The organism is Aliirhizobium sp. YIM B11859 (assembly GCF_057163345.1).
In genome coordinates, this window is record NZ_JBXHAY010000007.1 from 58,888 (window position 1) to 72,775 (window position 13,888).

At 60.5% G+C, this 13,888-nt stretch carries 16 protein-coding genes and 1 pseudogene; 8 read left to right on the plus strand and 9 right to left on the minus strand.

The features are described 5' to 3' along the window. Positions 1-59: 59 nt before the first annotated feature. A complete protein-coding gene (locus tag AC2GXZ_RS23710; RefSeq protein ID WP_483761683.1) occupies positions 60-797 on the minus strand; it encodes a class I SAM-dependent methyltransferase in 738 nt (245 codons plus the stop codon). Between the two features lie 89 nt (positions 798-886). Here AC2GXZ_RS23710 and gloB point away from each other — a divergent pair, with 89 nt between their 5' ends. After that, positions 887-1,657 carry a hydroxyacylglutathione hydrolase gene (gene gloB, locus AC2GXZ_RS23715; RefSeq protein WP_483761684.1) on the plus strand — a complete coding sequence of 257 codons (771 nt, stop codon included), beginning with the start codon at positions 887-889 and terminating at the stop codon, positions 1,655-1,657. 29 nt (positions 1,658-1,686) lie between these two features. Continuing rightward, complete coding sequence (locus tag AC2GXZ_RS23720) at positions 1,687-2,106, plus strand: cupin domain-containing protein (RefSeq protein ID WP_483761969.1); 420 nt, start codon at positions 1,687-1,689, stop codon at positions 2,104-2,106. 84 nt (positions 2,107-2,190) lie between these two features. Here the strand turns inward: AC2GXZ_RS23720 and AC2GXZ_RS23725 are convergent, their stop codons facing one another. Next, positions 2,191-2,964, minus strand: coding sequence for a DUF3108 domain-containing protein (locus AC2GXZ_RS23725; protein ID WP_483761685.1), 774 nt, complete (start codon positions 2,962-2,964; stop codon positions 2,191-2,193). A 241-nt stretch (positions 2,965-3,205) separates the two neighbouring features. Between AC2GXZ_RS23725 and rpmB the strand changes: the two genes are divergently transcribed. After that, positions 3,206-3,502: a 50S ribosomal protein L28 gene (gene rpmB, locus AC2GXZ_RS23730; protein ID WP_483761686.1), complete on the plus strand. Its 297-nt coding sequence runs from the start codon at positions 3,206-3,208 to the stop codon at positions 3,500-3,502. 107 nt (positions 3,503-3,609) lie between these two features. After that, on the plus strand, positions 3,610-4,254 hold the full coding sequence (locus tag AC2GXZ_RS23735) for a queuosine precursor transporter (RefSeq protein ID WP_483761687.1): 645 nt from the start codon (positions 3,610-3,612) through the stop codon (positions 4,252-4,254). A gap of 43 nt (positions 4,255-4,297) precedes the next feature. Here AC2GXZ_RS23735 and AC2GXZ_RS23740 read toward each other — a convergent pair whose 3' ends face one another. The 4 genes from AC2GXZ_RS23740 to AC2GXZ_RS23755 form a co-directional block, all read right to left on the minus strand. After that, positions 4,298-5,242 carry an esterase-like activity of phytase family protein gene (locus tag AC2GXZ_RS23740; protein WP_483761970.1) on the minus strand — a complete coding sequence of 315 codons (945 nt, stop codon included), beginning with the start codon at positions 5,240-5,242 and terminating at the stop codon, positions 4,298-4,300. Between the two features lie 50 nt (positions 5,243-5,292). Beyond that, complete coding sequence (gene cobT / locus AC2GXZ_RS23745) at positions 5,293-7,200, minus strand: cobaltochelatase subunit CobT (protein WP_483761688.1); 1,908 nt, start codon at positions 7,198-7,200, stop codon at positions 5,293-5,295. A gap of 47 nt (positions 7,201-7,247) precedes the next feature. Then, positions 7,248-8,240 carry a cobaltochelatase subunit CobS gene (gene cobS / locus AC2GXZ_RS23750; RefSeq protein WP_148171228.1) on the minus strand — a complete coding sequence of 331 codons (993 nt, stop codon included), beginning with the start codon at positions 8,238-8,240 and terminating at the stop codon, positions 7,248-7,250. A 61-nt stretch (positions 8,241-8,301) separates the two neighbouring features. Continuing rightward, positions 8,302-8,964 carry a J domain-containing protein gene (locus AC2GXZ_RS23755; RefSeq protein WP_483761689.1) on the minus strand — a complete coding sequence of 221 codons (663 nt, stop codon included), beginning with the start codon at positions 8,962-8,964 and terminating at the stop codon, positions 8,302-8,304. A gap of 117 nt (positions 8,965-9,081) precedes the next feature. Between AC2GXZ_RS23755 and AC2GXZ_RS23760 the strand changes: the two genes are divergently transcribed. Further along, positions 9,082-9,363: a BolA family protein gene (locus tag AC2GXZ_RS23760; RefSeq protein ID WP_483761690.1), complete on the plus strand. Its 282-nt coding sequence runs from the start codon at positions 9,082-9,084 to the stop codon at positions 9,361-9,363. A 128-nt stretch (positions 9,364-9,491) separates the two neighbouring features. Then, positions 9,492-9,962 carry a hypothetical protein gene (locus AC2GXZ_RS23765; RefSeq protein WP_483761691.1) on the plus strand — a complete coding sequence of 157 codons (471 nt, stop codon included), beginning with the start codon at positions 9,492-9,494 and terminating at the stop codon, positions 9,960-9,962. A 15-nt stretch (positions 9,963-9,977) separates the two neighbouring features. Here AC2GXZ_RS23765 and AC2GXZ_RS23770 read toward each other — a convergent pair. The 3 genes and pseudogenes from AC2GXZ_RS23770 to AC2GXZ_RS23780 form a co-directional block, all read right to left on the minus strand. After that, positions 9,978-10,742, minus strand: a pseudogene (locus AC2GXZ_RS23770) (CBS domain-containing protein); the annotation flags it as partial. Between the two features lie 119 nt (positions 10,743-10,861). Beyond that, positions 10,862-11,992, minus strand: a complete 1,131-nt coding sequence (aroB, locus tag AC2GXZ_RS23775) for a 3-dehydroquinate synthase (RefSeq protein WP_483761692.1) — start codon at positions 11,990-11,992, stop codon at positions 10,862-10,864. After that, complete coding sequence (locus tag AC2GXZ_RS23780) at positions 11,989-12,579, minus strand: shikimate kinase (protein ID WP_483761693.1); 591 nt, start codon at positions 12,577-12,579, stop codon at positions 11,989-11,991. Before AC2GXZ_RS23780 ends, aroB begins: the two co-directional genes overlap by 4 nt. Positions 12,580-12,726: 147 nt before the next feature. On the opposite strand from AC2GXZ_RS23780, the gene AC2GXZ_RS23785 reads away from it, so the two are divergent. Both AC2GXZ_RS23785 and xerD read left to right on the plus strand, forming a co-directional pair. Further along, positions 12,727-12,888: a hypothetical protein gene (locus AC2GXZ_RS23785; RefSeq protein ID WP_483761694.1), complete on the plus strand. Its 162-nt coding sequence runs from the start codon at positions 12,727-12,729 to the stop codon at positions 12,886-12,888. 15 nt (positions 12,889-12,903) lie between these two features. Next, positions 12,904-13,848 carry a site-specific tyrosine recombinase XerD gene (gene xerD, locus AC2GXZ_RS23790; protein ID WP_483761695.1) on the plus strand — a complete coding sequence of 315 codons (945 nt, stop codon included), beginning with the start codon at positions 12,904-12,906 and terminating at the stop codon, positions 13,846-13,848. Positions 13,849-13,888: the final 40 nt, after the last annotated feature.

The following is a 13,888-nucleotide window of genomic DNA, read 5'->3' on the forward strand; positions in this document are numbered from 1 at the left end:
GAACGGGGATTTTGTCGAGTACCGAGAACCGGCTGCATCCCTATCTCACACCGGGACGATCACGTCCTTGTCGTCCTCACGCCCTGGGGAGCAAGCACCGGCACGAAGACGCGTCTGGAAGCGCGGGCAGCAACCGGCAGGCCCTGATAGAGGCGCTTCTGCGCCTCGATGACCAGAACACCCGAAAACACCGGCCAGAAACGACGCCCCATGCGCTCGAAGACATGCCTCAGCCTCAGCACAGCCCTGACCTTCGATGGTGGAAAGAACAAGGCTTCGGCCGCAGCACCGGGGGTAAAATTCGCCTCGCGCAGCAGCGTTGTCAGCTGGCTGCGTGAATATGGCCGGCCGGAGCCGAAGGGCGTATGTTCCATTCGCGCCCACACGCCACGCCGGTTCGGCACGACGATGACTAGGCGCCCGCCCGGTGCCAGCACCCGCCACATTTCCTTCAGGCTTTCGCGCGGGTTCTCGGCAAATTCCAGCGAGTGCACCATCAGCACGCGATCGATCGAGGAATCCGGCAGCGGCAGTTCTTCGTCGAACACCAGAGCGGTGGAGGACAGTTCGCCCACCGGCCAATTCACCGCCCCCTGCCCTGCCGGCATGAAAGCGAAGGTACGCTCCGTATCGGCGCGAAAACGGTCGAGATAGGGAACCGCATAACCAAGCCCGACCAGGCGTTCTTCCGGCAATCGCGACCAGAGCGAGGAAAGCGCCATGGCGATCGACTGCTCGGCCAGCCGGCCGAGCGAGGAATGGTAGAACTCACGGAGATCAACAATATCGACAGACAAAACGCAAATGCTCGTGTTCGATGGTTGGACTTGGGAATGCCTCTCTCTACATTGTTCCGCAATAGGCATTGAGCAATAGGTGTATTCTGATGAAGTCTCTGGAAATCGAAGTTTTTTCCTGCCGGAGCGACAATTATGGTGTCCTGGTGCACGATCCGGAAAGCGGCCTGACCGTATCGATCGATGCGCCCGAGGAAAAGCCGATCGTCGAGGCCGCGACACGCCGGGGCTGGACGATCAGCCACATATTCACCACCCACCACCATACCGACCATGTGGATGCCAATCTTGCGCTGAAGCAACGCTTCGGCCTGGAAATCATCGGGCCGATCAACGAGGCTGTTGCAATTCCCGGTCTCGACCGGAGCGTTGCCGACGGCGACGAATTCCGCTTCGGCGACCATGTCGTCCGTGTGATCGAAACCCCGGGCCACACCGCGGGGCATGTCTGTTACCATTTTCCCGACGCCAAGATCCTGTTTTCGGCCGACACGCTTTTTGCGCTCGGCTGCGGGCGCCTGTTCGAGCGCACGGCGGCGGACATGTGGCATTCGCTGCAGAAACTCGCCGTCCTGCCGGACGAGACCGCCATCTATTTCGGCCACGAATACACGCTTTCCAACGCGAGGTTTGCACTGACGATCGACCCGGACAATCAGCGGCTTCAGGCACGCGCAGCGCAGGTCGAGGAGATGCGCGCCGAAGGCAGGTTCACTATCCCGACCATGATGGGACTGGAAAAGGAGACCAATCCCTTCCTGCGACCCGGTGATCCCGCCATTCGCCGCAACCTTCTGATGGAGGGCAGCACCAATGAGGAGGTGTTTGCCGAGATCCGCAAGCGCAAGGACGCGTTCTAAAGGCCATGGCATCAGCAGCATCCACAACGATGACCGCCGACCAGATCATCGCCACGCTCGACATGCAGCGCCATCCGGAAGGCGGCTGGTTTGCCGAGACGTTCAGAGATGGCGACGGTCAAAACCGCGGCGCCTCGACCGCGATCTACTATCTTCTTCAGGCCGGCGAGCGCTCGCACTGGCACAGGGTTCGCGATGCCGCCGAGGTCTGGCATCATTATGCCGGCGATCCGCTTCTCCTGAGGATTTCCGATGGAGTGCGGATAGAGGAAATCCGCCTCGGAACCGACCTTGCCGCCGGCGAACGGCCACAGGCTGTGGTGCCGCCAGATGCCTGGCAGGCCGCCGAGCCGCTGGGCGCCTTTACACTGGTCGGCTGCACCGTCGCACCGGCTTTCGAATTTTCAAGCTTTCAAATGGCAGAGCCCGGCTGGGAGCCGGGACGGTAAGCAGCCCACCGGCTCCTGCCTTTTCCGCGCTGACGCCATCATCTCTCGACAGCAAGCATCACCCGGCCGGCAATGGCACGCCGGTCAGCCGCCGTAGCGCACGGCGGTTATATACAGCGGCCCCATCCTTGTCGGGATGCGGGCATAGATCGGGGCATAAACATCGCTGCCATCGGCCTTCGCAAACCACACTTCCATCGGTGTCTGCTTGAGATATTCGATATCGCTGCGGCCTTTGCGAAACCCGGATTTCGGTTCGTAGCGAACGCTACAGACGATCACGTCGCCCTTGAAACCCTTGGTCTCATAGGGCTTGGTTCCCTCCTGCTTCAACAGCAGGTCCATCCGCGACTCGCCGTCATAGACGGGAACCCGCCCTGAGCATATTTTCGCGCTGGCGGGGAAAATCAGGCCACTCAACGGATCGAGCACCGACTTCAGATCTTTCGGTGTCACCGGCACCCAGTTTTCCTGGTTGCGGCGCGGCGCCGGCGTGATCGTCGTGTCGGTCACATTGCCGTTCTGGTAGACGACATCATAGATCCGCGTCCGCTTGCCGAGCTTGTAGACGAGATTGTAACGGTCGGCCTGAAGCCGGTCGCCCTCGATCCGCCCGGCAACATTCGTTTCCGCCGAAACCCGCTTGATGACGTTGACGATACCGCCCGACTGAAAGATCCCGCTGATTTTGTAGCCGTCTCCGTCGAACTGGCTCGAAAAGCTTGCGGTGCCGATCGGCAAGATGCCGAGGGTAATGTCGTAGTCGGTGACATGCTTGGCTTCGCCGGCCAGAACCGGTGCCGCACTGACGGCATAAAGCAGAAAAATTCCCGCAAGCGGGCGGATGATGTGAAACATGGGCTGCCTGCACGTTTTGGAACATCGATGATTACGATATAAGACGCGCATCATGGCAACAAAATAGCAAAGCCCGCGACTGGCTTCGGTGCATAGCTGGGCAATCGCCGAGGTTTTGGCTTGACGGGCGCCGTCTCACTGACTATAGAACCGCAACTTTCCAATCAGGACCAGTTGGATCGGCGCGCCGGACATTGTCCGGATGACCATCCGATTGCAGAAGAAAACAAAGGTGAATGCCATGTCTCGTGTGTGCGAACTGACCGGCAAGGGCGTAATGACCGGCAACAACGTCAGCCATGCCAACAACCGGACCCGTCGTCGGTTCCTGCCGAACCTGTGCCAGGTTACTCTGATTTCCGACTCGCTCGGCCAGCGTTTCCGTCTGCGCGTTTCCGCGCATGCCCTGCGTTCCGTAGAACATCGTGGCGGCCTCGACGCTTTCCTGTTGAAGGCTGACGAGAACGAACTGTCGATGCGCGCCCGTCTGCTGCGTCGCCAGATCGCCAAGAAGACTGCAGAAGTCGCTGCTGCTTAATCAGCGACTTTTACATTCACCGGCTTCGAAGAGGGCTTGACGGGCAACCGTACAGGCCCTTTCTCATGGCTATATCCGCAACTGGTGGCATACCCCAGGATAAAAAAATGCACGCGAAACGTCATACCTTTATTTATGCTCTGGCGATGGCAGCCGTCGTCGTGGCCTCGAACTTCCTGGTGCAGTTCCCGGTCAATGGGACCCTGTTCGGCATCGCGCTTGGCGATCTGCTCACCTGGGGCGCCTTCACCTATCCCTTCGCTTTCCTCGTCACCGACCTGACCAATCGCCAGTTCGGACCGTCGGTTGCTCGCCGCGTCGTTTTCGTCGGCTTTTTCCTCGGCGTTGCCTTGTCGCTGTGGGCCTCTGCCCCGCGGATCGCCATCGCGTCCGGCACCGCCTACCTGGTCGGCCAGCTTCTCGACATCTCGGTATTCAACCGCCTGCGCCGTCAGACCTGGTGGCAGGCACCGCTGGCAGGCTCGCTGATCGGCTCGGCGCTGGATACGCTGCTGTTCTTCTCGCTGGCCTTTGCACCCGTCTTTGCCTTCCTCGGCACCAATGAAGACTTTGCCATCGGCTGGTCTCCGATCCTCGGCGTGATGTCCACGGAAGCCCCGCGCTGGATCTCCTGGGCACTCGGCGACCTCGTCGTGAAGATACTTGTCGGTATCGTCCTGCTTTTGCCCTACGGGGCGCTGATGAGCGTGCTGCGGCCGATGCCGCAGGCGACAGCCACGAAGACCGCCTGAATGTGAAAGGGAGCCTCCGGCTCCCTTTTTTATTCGCTTGGTTTTATTCGCTCAGCGCAAATTCAAGCATCACGCTACGCTGGAAAAAATTGCCGTTGTCATCCGAGACAATGATGACATGCGGGCGCCCATCCGGGCCTTTGATCACGTCTATGCCTTCCATATTGTCGATTGCATAGCTCATGTCGGCCTCGACCAGCACCGCACCATCGACGATCGCGCCGGGGCGAATGTCTGCGCCCTTGATGCGCCGGATCCGCATCCCCATGCCGCCGAGCAGGCTGAAGCGGCGCTCCAGTAGCAGAAGATCGCCATTCGGCAGGAAGGCGCCGTCCGTCGCGTCATAGGGATCGTGGCGAACGACGGAAAACGCGCCTTTCAACGGCCCGTCGATAATCGCCGCCAGAAAATTACCCGTCTCGTCCAGGCTGCGCTCCGCAACGACGATCAGATTGCCCTTCAGCGGCCCGTCGGCCGGTGACGCAACCAGCGTCTCCATCCCGGCATTACGCCGAAGCTCCCGACGCGGAAGGAGGAAATCGACGCTCCGCGAAGGTTTCGACATTTCGAAGCCGGGATCGGGATAGGCATCCACCCGGTGGTGCTGCTCGAAACTGACCAATGCCTCGCTGCCACGAAGGGCAAGTCCTTCGGCATCCGATGCGGACTTGGACCCCGGCCGCCCGCTGCGCAGCAGCATCGGGCTGACGGCCACATCGGAAAGCCCCGAGATTTTGCCGAACGCATCCCGCTCGATCTGACCGGTCAACCATTCACCCGTGTCGAGCACGGAAACGAAACGCGCGCCATCCGGCCGGAACCGGATGCTGGAAAGCGACTGGACGCGGCTATCGCTGGAGGTGAATTCGATGCCGCCGAGAAATTCCAGCGGCCCGAAATCCCGGTCGTCGGACCCGAGCTTGAACTGCGTGATCGGCTTTGCGGCGATCGTCGCCGCATCCTGGGCAAAAACAGCGGCCGGCATCATCGCAAGGACGACACCGGCCAGAAGAACGGAGGACAGCTTTGACAAACGCGTCAGCCGGCCCTGCGCATGCGGCCGCCGCGCGTGGCGCCGCCGGCTGCCTTATCGGCAAAAAGCTCGGCGAGCTGCTCGGTCATCGCCCCGGCAAGCTCGTCGGCATCGACTATCGTCACCGCGTTGCGATAATAACGCGTCACGTCATGGCCGATGCCGATCGCCAGCAGCTCCACCGGCGACTTGGTCTCGACCTGTTCGATGACAGCCCGCAAATGCCGCTCCAGATAATTGCCCGGATTGACCGAAAGTGTCGAATCGTCGACCGGCGCACCGTCAGAAATCATCATCAGGATCTTGCGCTGTTCCGGCCGGTTGATCAGCCGGTTATGCGCCCACATCAGCGCTTCGCCGTCGATGTTTTCCTTCAGCAGGCCTTCACGCATCATCAGGCCGAGATTGCGGCGCGAACGACGCCATGGCGCATCGGCCGATTTGTAGATGATATGACGAAGATCGTTGAGGCGGCCGGGCGAGGCAGGCTTGCCGCTCGCCAGCCAGTTCTCGCGGCTCTGGCCGCCCTTCCACGCTTTTGTAGTGAAACCGAGGATCTCGACCTTCACCCCGCAACGCTCCAGCGTGCGCGCCAGAATGTCGGCGCAGGAGGCGGCAACTGTGATTGGCCTGCCGCGCATCGAGCCGGAATTGTCGATGACCAGCGTCACGACCGTGTCGCGGAACTGCGTATCGCGCTCCTTCTTGAAGGACAAAGGCTGCATCGGGTCGATGATCAGCCGCACCAGACGCGCCGGATCGAGATAACCCTCTTCCAGGTCGAAATCCCAGGAGCGGTTCTGCTGCGCCATCAGGCGGCGCTGCAGCCGGTTGGCAAGCCGACCGACGGCACCTTGAAGATGGGCAAGCTGCTTGTCGAGGAACGCCCGCAAACGGTCGAGCTCGGCCTCGTCGCACAGTTCTTCGGCGGTAATCTCCTCATCGAACTCCTCAGTGAAGATGTGATAGTCGACCTTCTCGTTGAAGTCGTCGAACGGGCTGTTCGGGCGGCGGGTCTCACCGGGCGTTTCGGAATGGTCGTCGGCCTCGTCGGACATTTCGTCGTCCGACATTTCGGCGCCGTCCATCTCGCCTTCGTCCATCTCCTCGTCGGCCGCTTCGCTCTGCTCTGCGGGCGCGGCGTCGGATCCGGCCTCTTCCTCGACCTCTTCGTTTTCAGTCTCACCGCTGCTCGGCTGTTCTTCCTCGCTCTGGTTTTCGATTTCTTCCTGTTCGTTGTCGTCGCTGGCCAGATCCTCGGCCATCTGCATCGATGACAGCATGTGGCGCACCAGCTTGGCAAAGGCCTGCTGGTCCTCGATCACGTTTTTCAGGTTGTCGAGATCGGTTGTCGCCTTGTCCTCGATGAACGGACGCCAGAGATCGAGCACCTTGCCGGCGCTTTCCGGCGGCTTTTGACCGGTCAGCTTCTCACGCACCAGCATGGCGATCGCCTCGCCGATCGGCGCATCCTCCTGCCGCTCGATCCCGGAGAAATTCGCCTTGGCATACTTCTCTTCCTGCATCGAACTCAGATTGGCGGCGACACCGGCCATCCTCAGCGCACCGATCGATTCGACACGCGCCTGCTCGACGGCATCGAACACGCTGCGGGCATCCGAACCCTGCGGCGAAAGCGTCGCATGCACATTGGTATCGTGGCAGGCAATTCTGAGCGCCATGGAATCGCCGAGACCACGGGTCACAGCGAGTTCATGTGCGGTTGGCCGCTTGGAGATTTCCGGCAGCCGAACACGCTCGCCGGCGAGACCCGGACGCTCGTTGGCGAAGGAAACCTCCACCTCCTGACTGCCCGCGATCGACCGCACGCAGCCGGTGATCGCCCGCCGCATCGGTTCGGTATCGACCGGACCGGCGGGCTTGCTCTTGGAATTGTCTCCGCGACCTGCCATCGGCTTCGCTTCCTGTCAGTTATGCCCCGATGAGCTGAAATGTCAGCTCAGGCACCCAGAACGATATTGGCGGCGCTTTCCTTCAGCTCGACGCCGAAGGCACGCTGATACTGTTCGGCCACAAGGGTCCGTTCCAGCTCGTCGCACTTGTTAAGGAAGGTGATGCGGAAGGCGAAGGCGACGTCACCGAAGATCTCGGCATTTTCCGCCCAGGTGATGACGGTACGCGGGCTCATCACGGTCGACAGATCGCCGTTGATGAAGGCCGAACGGGTAAGATCGGCAACCCGCACCATCTTGGAAACCGTCTCGCGGCCTTCCTTGGTGGCGCCGAACGACTTCACCTTGGCGGCAACGATATCGACTTCCTTTTCATGCGGCAGGTAGTTCAGCGTCGTGACGATCGACCAGCGGTCCATCTGCGCCTGGTTGATCTGCTGCGTGCCATGGTAAAGGCCGGTCGTATCGCCGAGGCCGACGGTGTTGGCCGTCGCGAAGATGCGGAAAGCCGGGTGAGGACGGATGACGCGGCTCTGGTCGAGCAGCGTCAGGCGGCCGGAGCTTTCCAAGACGCGCTGGATGACGAACATCACGTCCGGGCGACCGGCATCATATTCGTCGAACACCAGCGCGACATTGTGCTGGTAGGCCCAGGGCAGGATGCCGTCCTTGAATTCGGTGATCTGCTTGCCGTCTTTGAGGACGATCGCGTCCTTGCCGACGAGATCGATACGGCTGACATGGCTGTCGAGGTTGATACGTACGCAGGGCCAGTTGAGGCGGGCGGCGACCTGTTCGATATGGGTCGACTTGCCGGTTCCGTGGAAGCCGGAAACCATCACGCGTCGGTTATGGGCAAAACCTGCAAGGATGGCGAGCGTCGTGTCGCGATCGAAGAGATAGTCAGGATCCAGATCCGGGACGTATGGGTCGCCATTGCTGTAGGCCGGAACCCTCAGATCGGTATCGATGCCGAAGACTTCCCGAACGGAAACGGTGGTGTCGGGGAGGTTTGTAATATCCAAGTCAATCTTGCTCATCATAACTCCAGGGCGCGGGCAACCGCCCGGCCGTCATCCTCGCTGCCTTGATTTTTGAGGCTTAGCAGAAACCCGCCTGCTTCAACAACTGATATGCTTGCACCACGGCACGAAAACGTTCCTCCGATCCGCGGTCGCCGCCATTGGCGTCCGGATGGTGCTTTTTCACCAACTCCTTGTAGCGGCTCTTGATCTCGGTCGATGAGGCATTGGCGCCAAGTTCCATCGTGTCGAAGGCTTTCGCCTCCAGCGTCTTCAACTTGCGGCCCTGCGTCTGGTACCGCCCGCCACCGGCGCGCGCCTGCGAAACGAAACCGAACGGATCCTTGTAGCGCTGCTGCGCATAGGCAGCACTCGCGGCGCCCGCGGATCCGGCCGCGGTTGCACCGCCGGACCGTGCCGTCGAATGCAAGGGCGCGTCCTTGGCGCTCTTGTTGACGCCGACCGTCCAGGTCGGGCGATGCCCGGTAATCGCTTCTTTCTGGTAGCGCGCGATCTCGCCGTCCGACAGGCCGGAGAAATAATTATAGCCCTTGTTATATTCCTTCACATGCTCGAAGCAGAATATGAAGAACTGGCCTTCCGCATTGCGACCGACAGGCGCCCGGTGAATGCCCGGCTTGTCGCAGCCGTCCCACTGGCAGGTCGGAGCCTGCGGCGGGGCATCTTGCTGCCTATTCCGGCGCGTCCGGATACGGTCAAAATATTTGGAATCGAGCTTCATGAGACACACATTATGGGCTCCACGATGGAGCCGAACAAGAATTGACAAACCGGTTTGTTCTTGGTTTCTGAGTTCCCCTTTTTATCTCCGCGCATCCACATTCAAGGTCATCCGATAATGTCCGTCAGAACCCGTATCGAAGCCACGCTTCGCGAAAACCTTTCCCCCGAACGGCTCGACGTGATCGACGAAAGCCATCACCACGCCGGCCATCAACCGAACGTGACCGGCGACGGCGAAAGCCACATGCGGGTCCGCATCGTATCGGCAGCCTTTGCAGGAATGAGCCGGATCGACCGGCACCGGACGGTGAATGCGCTCCTGAAACCGGAACTCGACGCCGGCCTCCACGCGCTCGCGGTCGAAGCCGCAGCACCGGGAGAACCGACACGCTGGTGATGACGATTAGATAGGGATTGGGTGGGCGAAGGCCAAGGCCTCTTCGACTATGGCAATGCTGCTGTCACACGATGCTGCTCCAATCCATCGTAACTGGCGGAATTCGCCGATATCGGGGAGTAACGGCAATGAGCGCGACATTTGCGGAACTAAGCGAGCGTATCGGCAGGGCTGGAGACCTATATGCGCAAACGCACAATATCGAACGCAATGCGGACTGGTATCTGCTGAAGTTGACAGAGGAACTCGGCGAACTCACAGCAGAACATCTTCTCCTGAACGGCCGGGCCAAGCCCAACGCCGATGGATCGGGCGGAACCCGCGAAGCCCTCGAAAACGAAGCCGCCGACCTGTTCGGCCAGTTCGTCCTTTATCTGCGCGCCAACAATATCGACATTGAAGCCGCGATCGAAAGAAAATGGCTGCGACACATCGGCCATTATGAGGAGTTAGCGAAAGCGACAGGGGAGTCCGAACCAGTGGTTCTTTCACCCGCGGAGCACGCAATTATCGCCGCATCAAAGTCCGCGGCATCAAAAGGTGAATTCGCAACGGATAAGGAAATAAAGGCCGTCTGGAACATTACAGAAACGCCTTAATATTATCTCCCAACCTCACTCCGCCGCCGGCACCGCATCTTCCGCCGGCCTGATCCTCAGCCTTGTGATCCGGTTTTTCTCCCGCTTCATCACGATGAAACGTTTGCCGTAGAAGGTAAACGCCTGCCGCTCTTCCGGGATGAGCTTCGATTCGGCAATCACCAGGCCTGCGATCGTCGTTGCCTCGCTGTCTGGCAGGTCCCAGCCGAGCGCGCGGTTGAGGTCGCGGATCGCCACCGACCCGTCGACCACGATCGACCCGTTCGCCTCCCTGCGCACGCCCTGGATCTCGACATCGTGTTCGTCGGCAATATCGCCGACGATCTCCTCCATGATGTCTTCCAGCGTGACGATGCCCTGCACCTCGCCATATTCGTCGACGACAACGGCGAAATGCACCTTGCGCTTCAAAAAGGCCGCAAGCTGATCCTTGAGGCTGGTGCTGTCGGGCACGAACCAGGGCTTTTGCATGATCTTCAATATATCGACATCGGCCGGCGTCGTATCCGGCTCCAGCGTCGCCCGCAGCAGATCCTTGGCATGCACGACACCGATGATGTTTTCGGTCGAATTGCGCCAGACCGGCATGCGGGTATAGGGGCTTTCCAGCACCGTGCGCACGATCACCTCGGCCGGATCGTCGGCATTGACGGCAACCATCGCCATCCGGTGCCGCATCACGTCGGAGACTTCCAGCTCCGTCAGGTCGAACAGCTCGCTCAGCCGGTCGCGATCCTGTGCATTGAAACTGCCCTCGCGATGAAGGGCGTCCAGCGCCTGATGCAGGGCATCGTGCCCGCAGGATGTCAGCGTCGCCTCATTGAGCGACGTCCCCGTCGCGCGCATCAGCCCGCGGATCACCGCGTTGATGCTGCGCGAAAGGAGGCCGCCGGTCTTTGTCATCGCGAGAGCTTTTCCGTGAGGAAGCTCAGCACCTCCGACGACGGCGCGTCGTCGGCGACGAAGGACTGGCCGATCCCATGGGTGAGGATGAAGGTCAGCTTGCCGCCCTTCACCTTCTTGTCCTGCATGATCGCATCGAGAAGCACCTCGGCTCCGGGCAATTCACCGGGAATATCGCCCATCGTCGTCGGCAGGCCGACCGTCTTCAGATGGCTTTCGACGCGTTTGGCATCGTCCGGGCTCGCCAGATTGAGACGCGAGGAAAATTCATGCGCCAGCACCATGCCGATCGCCACACCCTCACCATGCACAAGGCGGCGGCTGTCATATTGCGTCGCCGCTTCCAGTGCGTGACCGAACGTATGACCGAGATTGAGCAGCGCCCGGCGCCCGGTCTCGCGTTCGTCCTCGACCACCACATCGGATTTCGACTGGCAGCTGACGGCAATCGCCTCGATCCGCTCCGGACCGCCGGCAAATACCTGTTTCCAGTTTTTCTCCAGCCATTCGAAAAAGACGGGATTGTCGATCAGCCCGTATTTCGCCACTTCCGCATAACCGGCCCGGAACTCGCGCTCCGACAGCGTGTCGAGCACCGATGTGTCGGCGAGCACCAGATCGGGCTGGTGGAAAACGCCGAGCAGGTTCTTGCCGTGGCGCGAATTCACACCCGTCTTGCCGCCGACCGAACTGTCGACCTGCGACAGAAGCGAGGTCGGGATCTGCACGAAGCGCACGCCACGCCGCACGATGCCGGCCGCAAAGCCGGCGAGATCGCCGATCACCCCGCCGCCGAGCGCGATCACCGCATCGCTGCGCTCGATCCGTGCCGCAAGCACCATGTCGCAGACGGTCGCCAGATGATCGAAGCTTTTGGTCTTTTCGCCGGCCGGAAGCGTCAGAGACACGGCCTCGATACCATCAGTCTGCAGCGCATCCATCAGGGCTTCGAGATAAAGCGGCGCGACATGCTCGTCGGTGACGATTGCAGCCTTGCGGCCCTTCAGCCGCGATGTGATTTCTCCCCCGGCACGGGCGAGCAGGCCCGGCCCGATCAGGATGTCATAAGCCCGATCTCCGAGCGGCACATGAACCAGGCGTTCGGAGGTACGGGACTGCACGGTCATTCTACTTCACCTTGTTGGGCAAGCCCGGCAAGGGCCTGCAGCACTTCATGGACCATATCGTCCTTGCGGACATTGCCCGAAATCACGGTCAAAGCCGCCTGTTCGTAGATCGGGTAACGCTGCACCATCAGGTTTTCCAGCGTCTGTTTCGGATTTTCGGTCTTGAGCAGCGGACGGTGATCGCGGCGGTTGACCCGGTCCCACAACACGTCGAGATCGGCCTTCAGCCAGATCGAGATGCCGTCCTGCTGGATCTGGGCGCGGGTCGCCTCGTTGATGAAGGCGCCACCACCGGTGGAGACCACCCGCGGCCCCTGCTTGAGCAGACGCTCGACAACGCGCGTTTCCAGCGCCCGGAACTCGGTCTCGCCATAGTGTGAAAACAGTTCCGCGATTGTCATCCGCGATACAGATTCAATTTCCGCATCGGTATCGACGAAGGGGATACCGAGCGTCTGGGCGACCAGCCGGCCGATGACAGACTTGCCCGCCCCCATCAACCCGACAAAAATCAGGTTGCGGTTGCCGAGCGCCGCGCGGGCTTCGTCCCGTAATATGTGTCGCTCAACTGTAATGTCTTCACTCATGATGCCGTCCATTCCCGAAAAACGGTATCACCAAATGTTCATCCAGCGTCAAGCCACGCACATGACACGATCACCCTGAACGTGTGGTTCTTGTCGATCTGTAAACCATTAGGGCTATAGTGCGCCGGAACGATACGGAGCCGCCCGATGCCGACACTTTTCCGCTTCCTGTTCATCCTGGCGCTGATCGCCGGCGTGATCTATGGCGGCATGGTCGCGCTCGTTGTTCTCGTCGAACCCCGCGACCGGGATATCACGGTCAGAATACCGTCCGAACGGCTGAACCCGCCATCACCCGCGCAGCAATAGATTGGGAAAGGATCGATGAGAGATCTGTCGGCAGCCCATATCGAAGCCTTTCTCGAAATGCTCAGCGCCGAGCGGGGCGCGGCCGAAAACACGCTTTTATCCTATCGGCGTGATCTGGATGACCTCTACGAGTTCCTGATCTCGCAAAAGAGCTCGCCGCTCGGCGCCGAAAGCCGGCACCTTTCCGCCTATCTGGCCAATCTCGCAAAACGGGCATTTGCTGCATCCTCGCAGGCGCGGCGACTTTCGGCCATGCGCCAGTTCTACAAGTTTCTCTATGCCGAAGGATTGCGGACCGACGATCCGACAGCGGTGCTCGATGCGCCGAAAAAAGAACGGTCATTGCCGAAAAATCTGAGCGAAAGCGATGTCACCCGCCTTCTCGATCGCGCAGCTGTCGAGGCGTCTGCGCCGGGGGAAGGCCACCTGTCGCGCCTGCGCATGCTTGCCCTCCTCGAACTTCTCTATGCAACGGGCATGCGTGTCAGCGAGCTTGTCGCGCTTCCGGTGAAAGTCCTGGAACAGGACGGCCGTTTCCTGATGATCCGCGGCAAGGGTAACAAGGAGCGGCTCGTCCCGCTGTCGCGATCGGCAATTGCCGCCATGCAGTCCTATGGCGAGGCAAAACGGGCCGCAGAGACCGACACGGAGGAAAGCCCCTGGCTGTTTCCTTCCTATGGCAGCGCCGGCTATCTGCCCCGTCAGGTCTTTGCCCGCGACCTCAAAGGGCTTGCCGCCCGCGCCGGCCTTAAAGCCTCGTCGATCTCGCCGCATGTCATGCGGCATGCTTTCGCAAGCCATCTTTTGGCACACGGCGCAGACCTGCGCGTGGTACAGGAACTGCTTGGACATTCAGACATTTCGACCACGCAGATATACACGCATGTGCTGGAAGAACGGCTTCGTCAACTGGTGGAAACACATCACCCTCTTGCAAAAGAGGCTAAAAACCGGGAATAGAAGCCCCAATCGAAAATGGGGACCTTGCGTTCCCCTGGCA

Bases quoted from the DNA above. Each gene is read 5' to 3' on its own strand.
- xerD (WP_483761695.1), top strand. From the start codon at position 12,904: ATGAGAGATCTGTCGGCAGCCCATATCGAAGCCTTTCTCGAAATGCTC.
- AC2GXZ_RS23785 (WP_483761694.1), top strand. From the start codon at position 12,727: ATGCCGACACTTTTCCGCTTCCTGTTCATCCTGGCGCTGATCGCCGGC.
- AC2GXZ_RS23760 (WP_483761690.1), top strand. From the start codon at position 9,082: ATGTCCGTCAGAACCCGTATCGAAGCCACGCTTCGCGAAAACCTTTCC.
- cobT (WP_483761688.1), bottom strand. From the start codon at position 7,200: ATGGCAGGTCGCGGAGACAATTCCAAGAGCAAGCCCGCCGGTCCGGTC.
- rpmB (WP_483761686.1), top strand. From the start codon at position 3,206: ATGTCTCGTGTGTGCGAACTGACCGGCAAGGGCGTAATGACCGGCAAC.
- AC2GXZ_RS23780 (WP_483761693.1), bottom strand. From the start codon at position 12,579: ATGAGTGAAGACATTACAGTTGAGCGACACATATTACGGGACGAAGCC.
- AC2GXZ_RS23740 (WP_483761970.1), bottom strand. From the start codon at position 5,242: ATGATGCCGGCCGCTGTTTTTGCCCAGGATGCGGCGACGATCGCCGCA.
- AC2GXZ_RS23720 (WP_483761969.1), top strand. From the start codon at position 1,687: ATGACCGCCGACCAGATCATCGCCACGCTCGACATGCAGCGCCATCCG.
- aroB (WP_483761692.1), bottom strand. From the start codon at position 11,992: ATGACCGTGCAGTCCCGTACCTCCGAACGCCTGGTTCATGTGCCGCTC.
- AC2GXZ_RS23735 (WP_483761687.1), top strand. From the start codon at position 3,610: ATGCACGCGAAACGTCATACCTTTATTTATGCTCTGGCGATGGCAGCC.
- AC2GXZ_RS23725 (WP_483761685.1), bottom strand. From the start codon at position 2,964: ATGTTTCACATCATCCGCCCGCTTGCGGGAATTTTTCTGCTTTATGCC.
- AC2GXZ_RS23755 (WP_483761689.1), bottom strand. From the start codon at position 8,964: ATGAAGCTCGATTCCAAATATTTTGACCGTATCCGGACGCGCCGGAAT.
- gloB (WP_483761684.1), top strand. From the start codon at position 887: ATGAAGTCTCTGGAAATCGAAGTTTTTTCCTGCCGGAGCGACAATTAT.
- AC2GXZ_RS23765 (WP_483761691.1), top strand. From the start codon at position 9,492: ATGAGCGCGACATTTGCGGAACTAAGCGAGCGTATCGGCAGGGCTGGA.
- cobS (WP_148171228.1), bottom strand. From the start codon at position 8,240: ATGAGCAAGATTGACTTGGATATTACAAACCTCCCCGACACCACCGTT.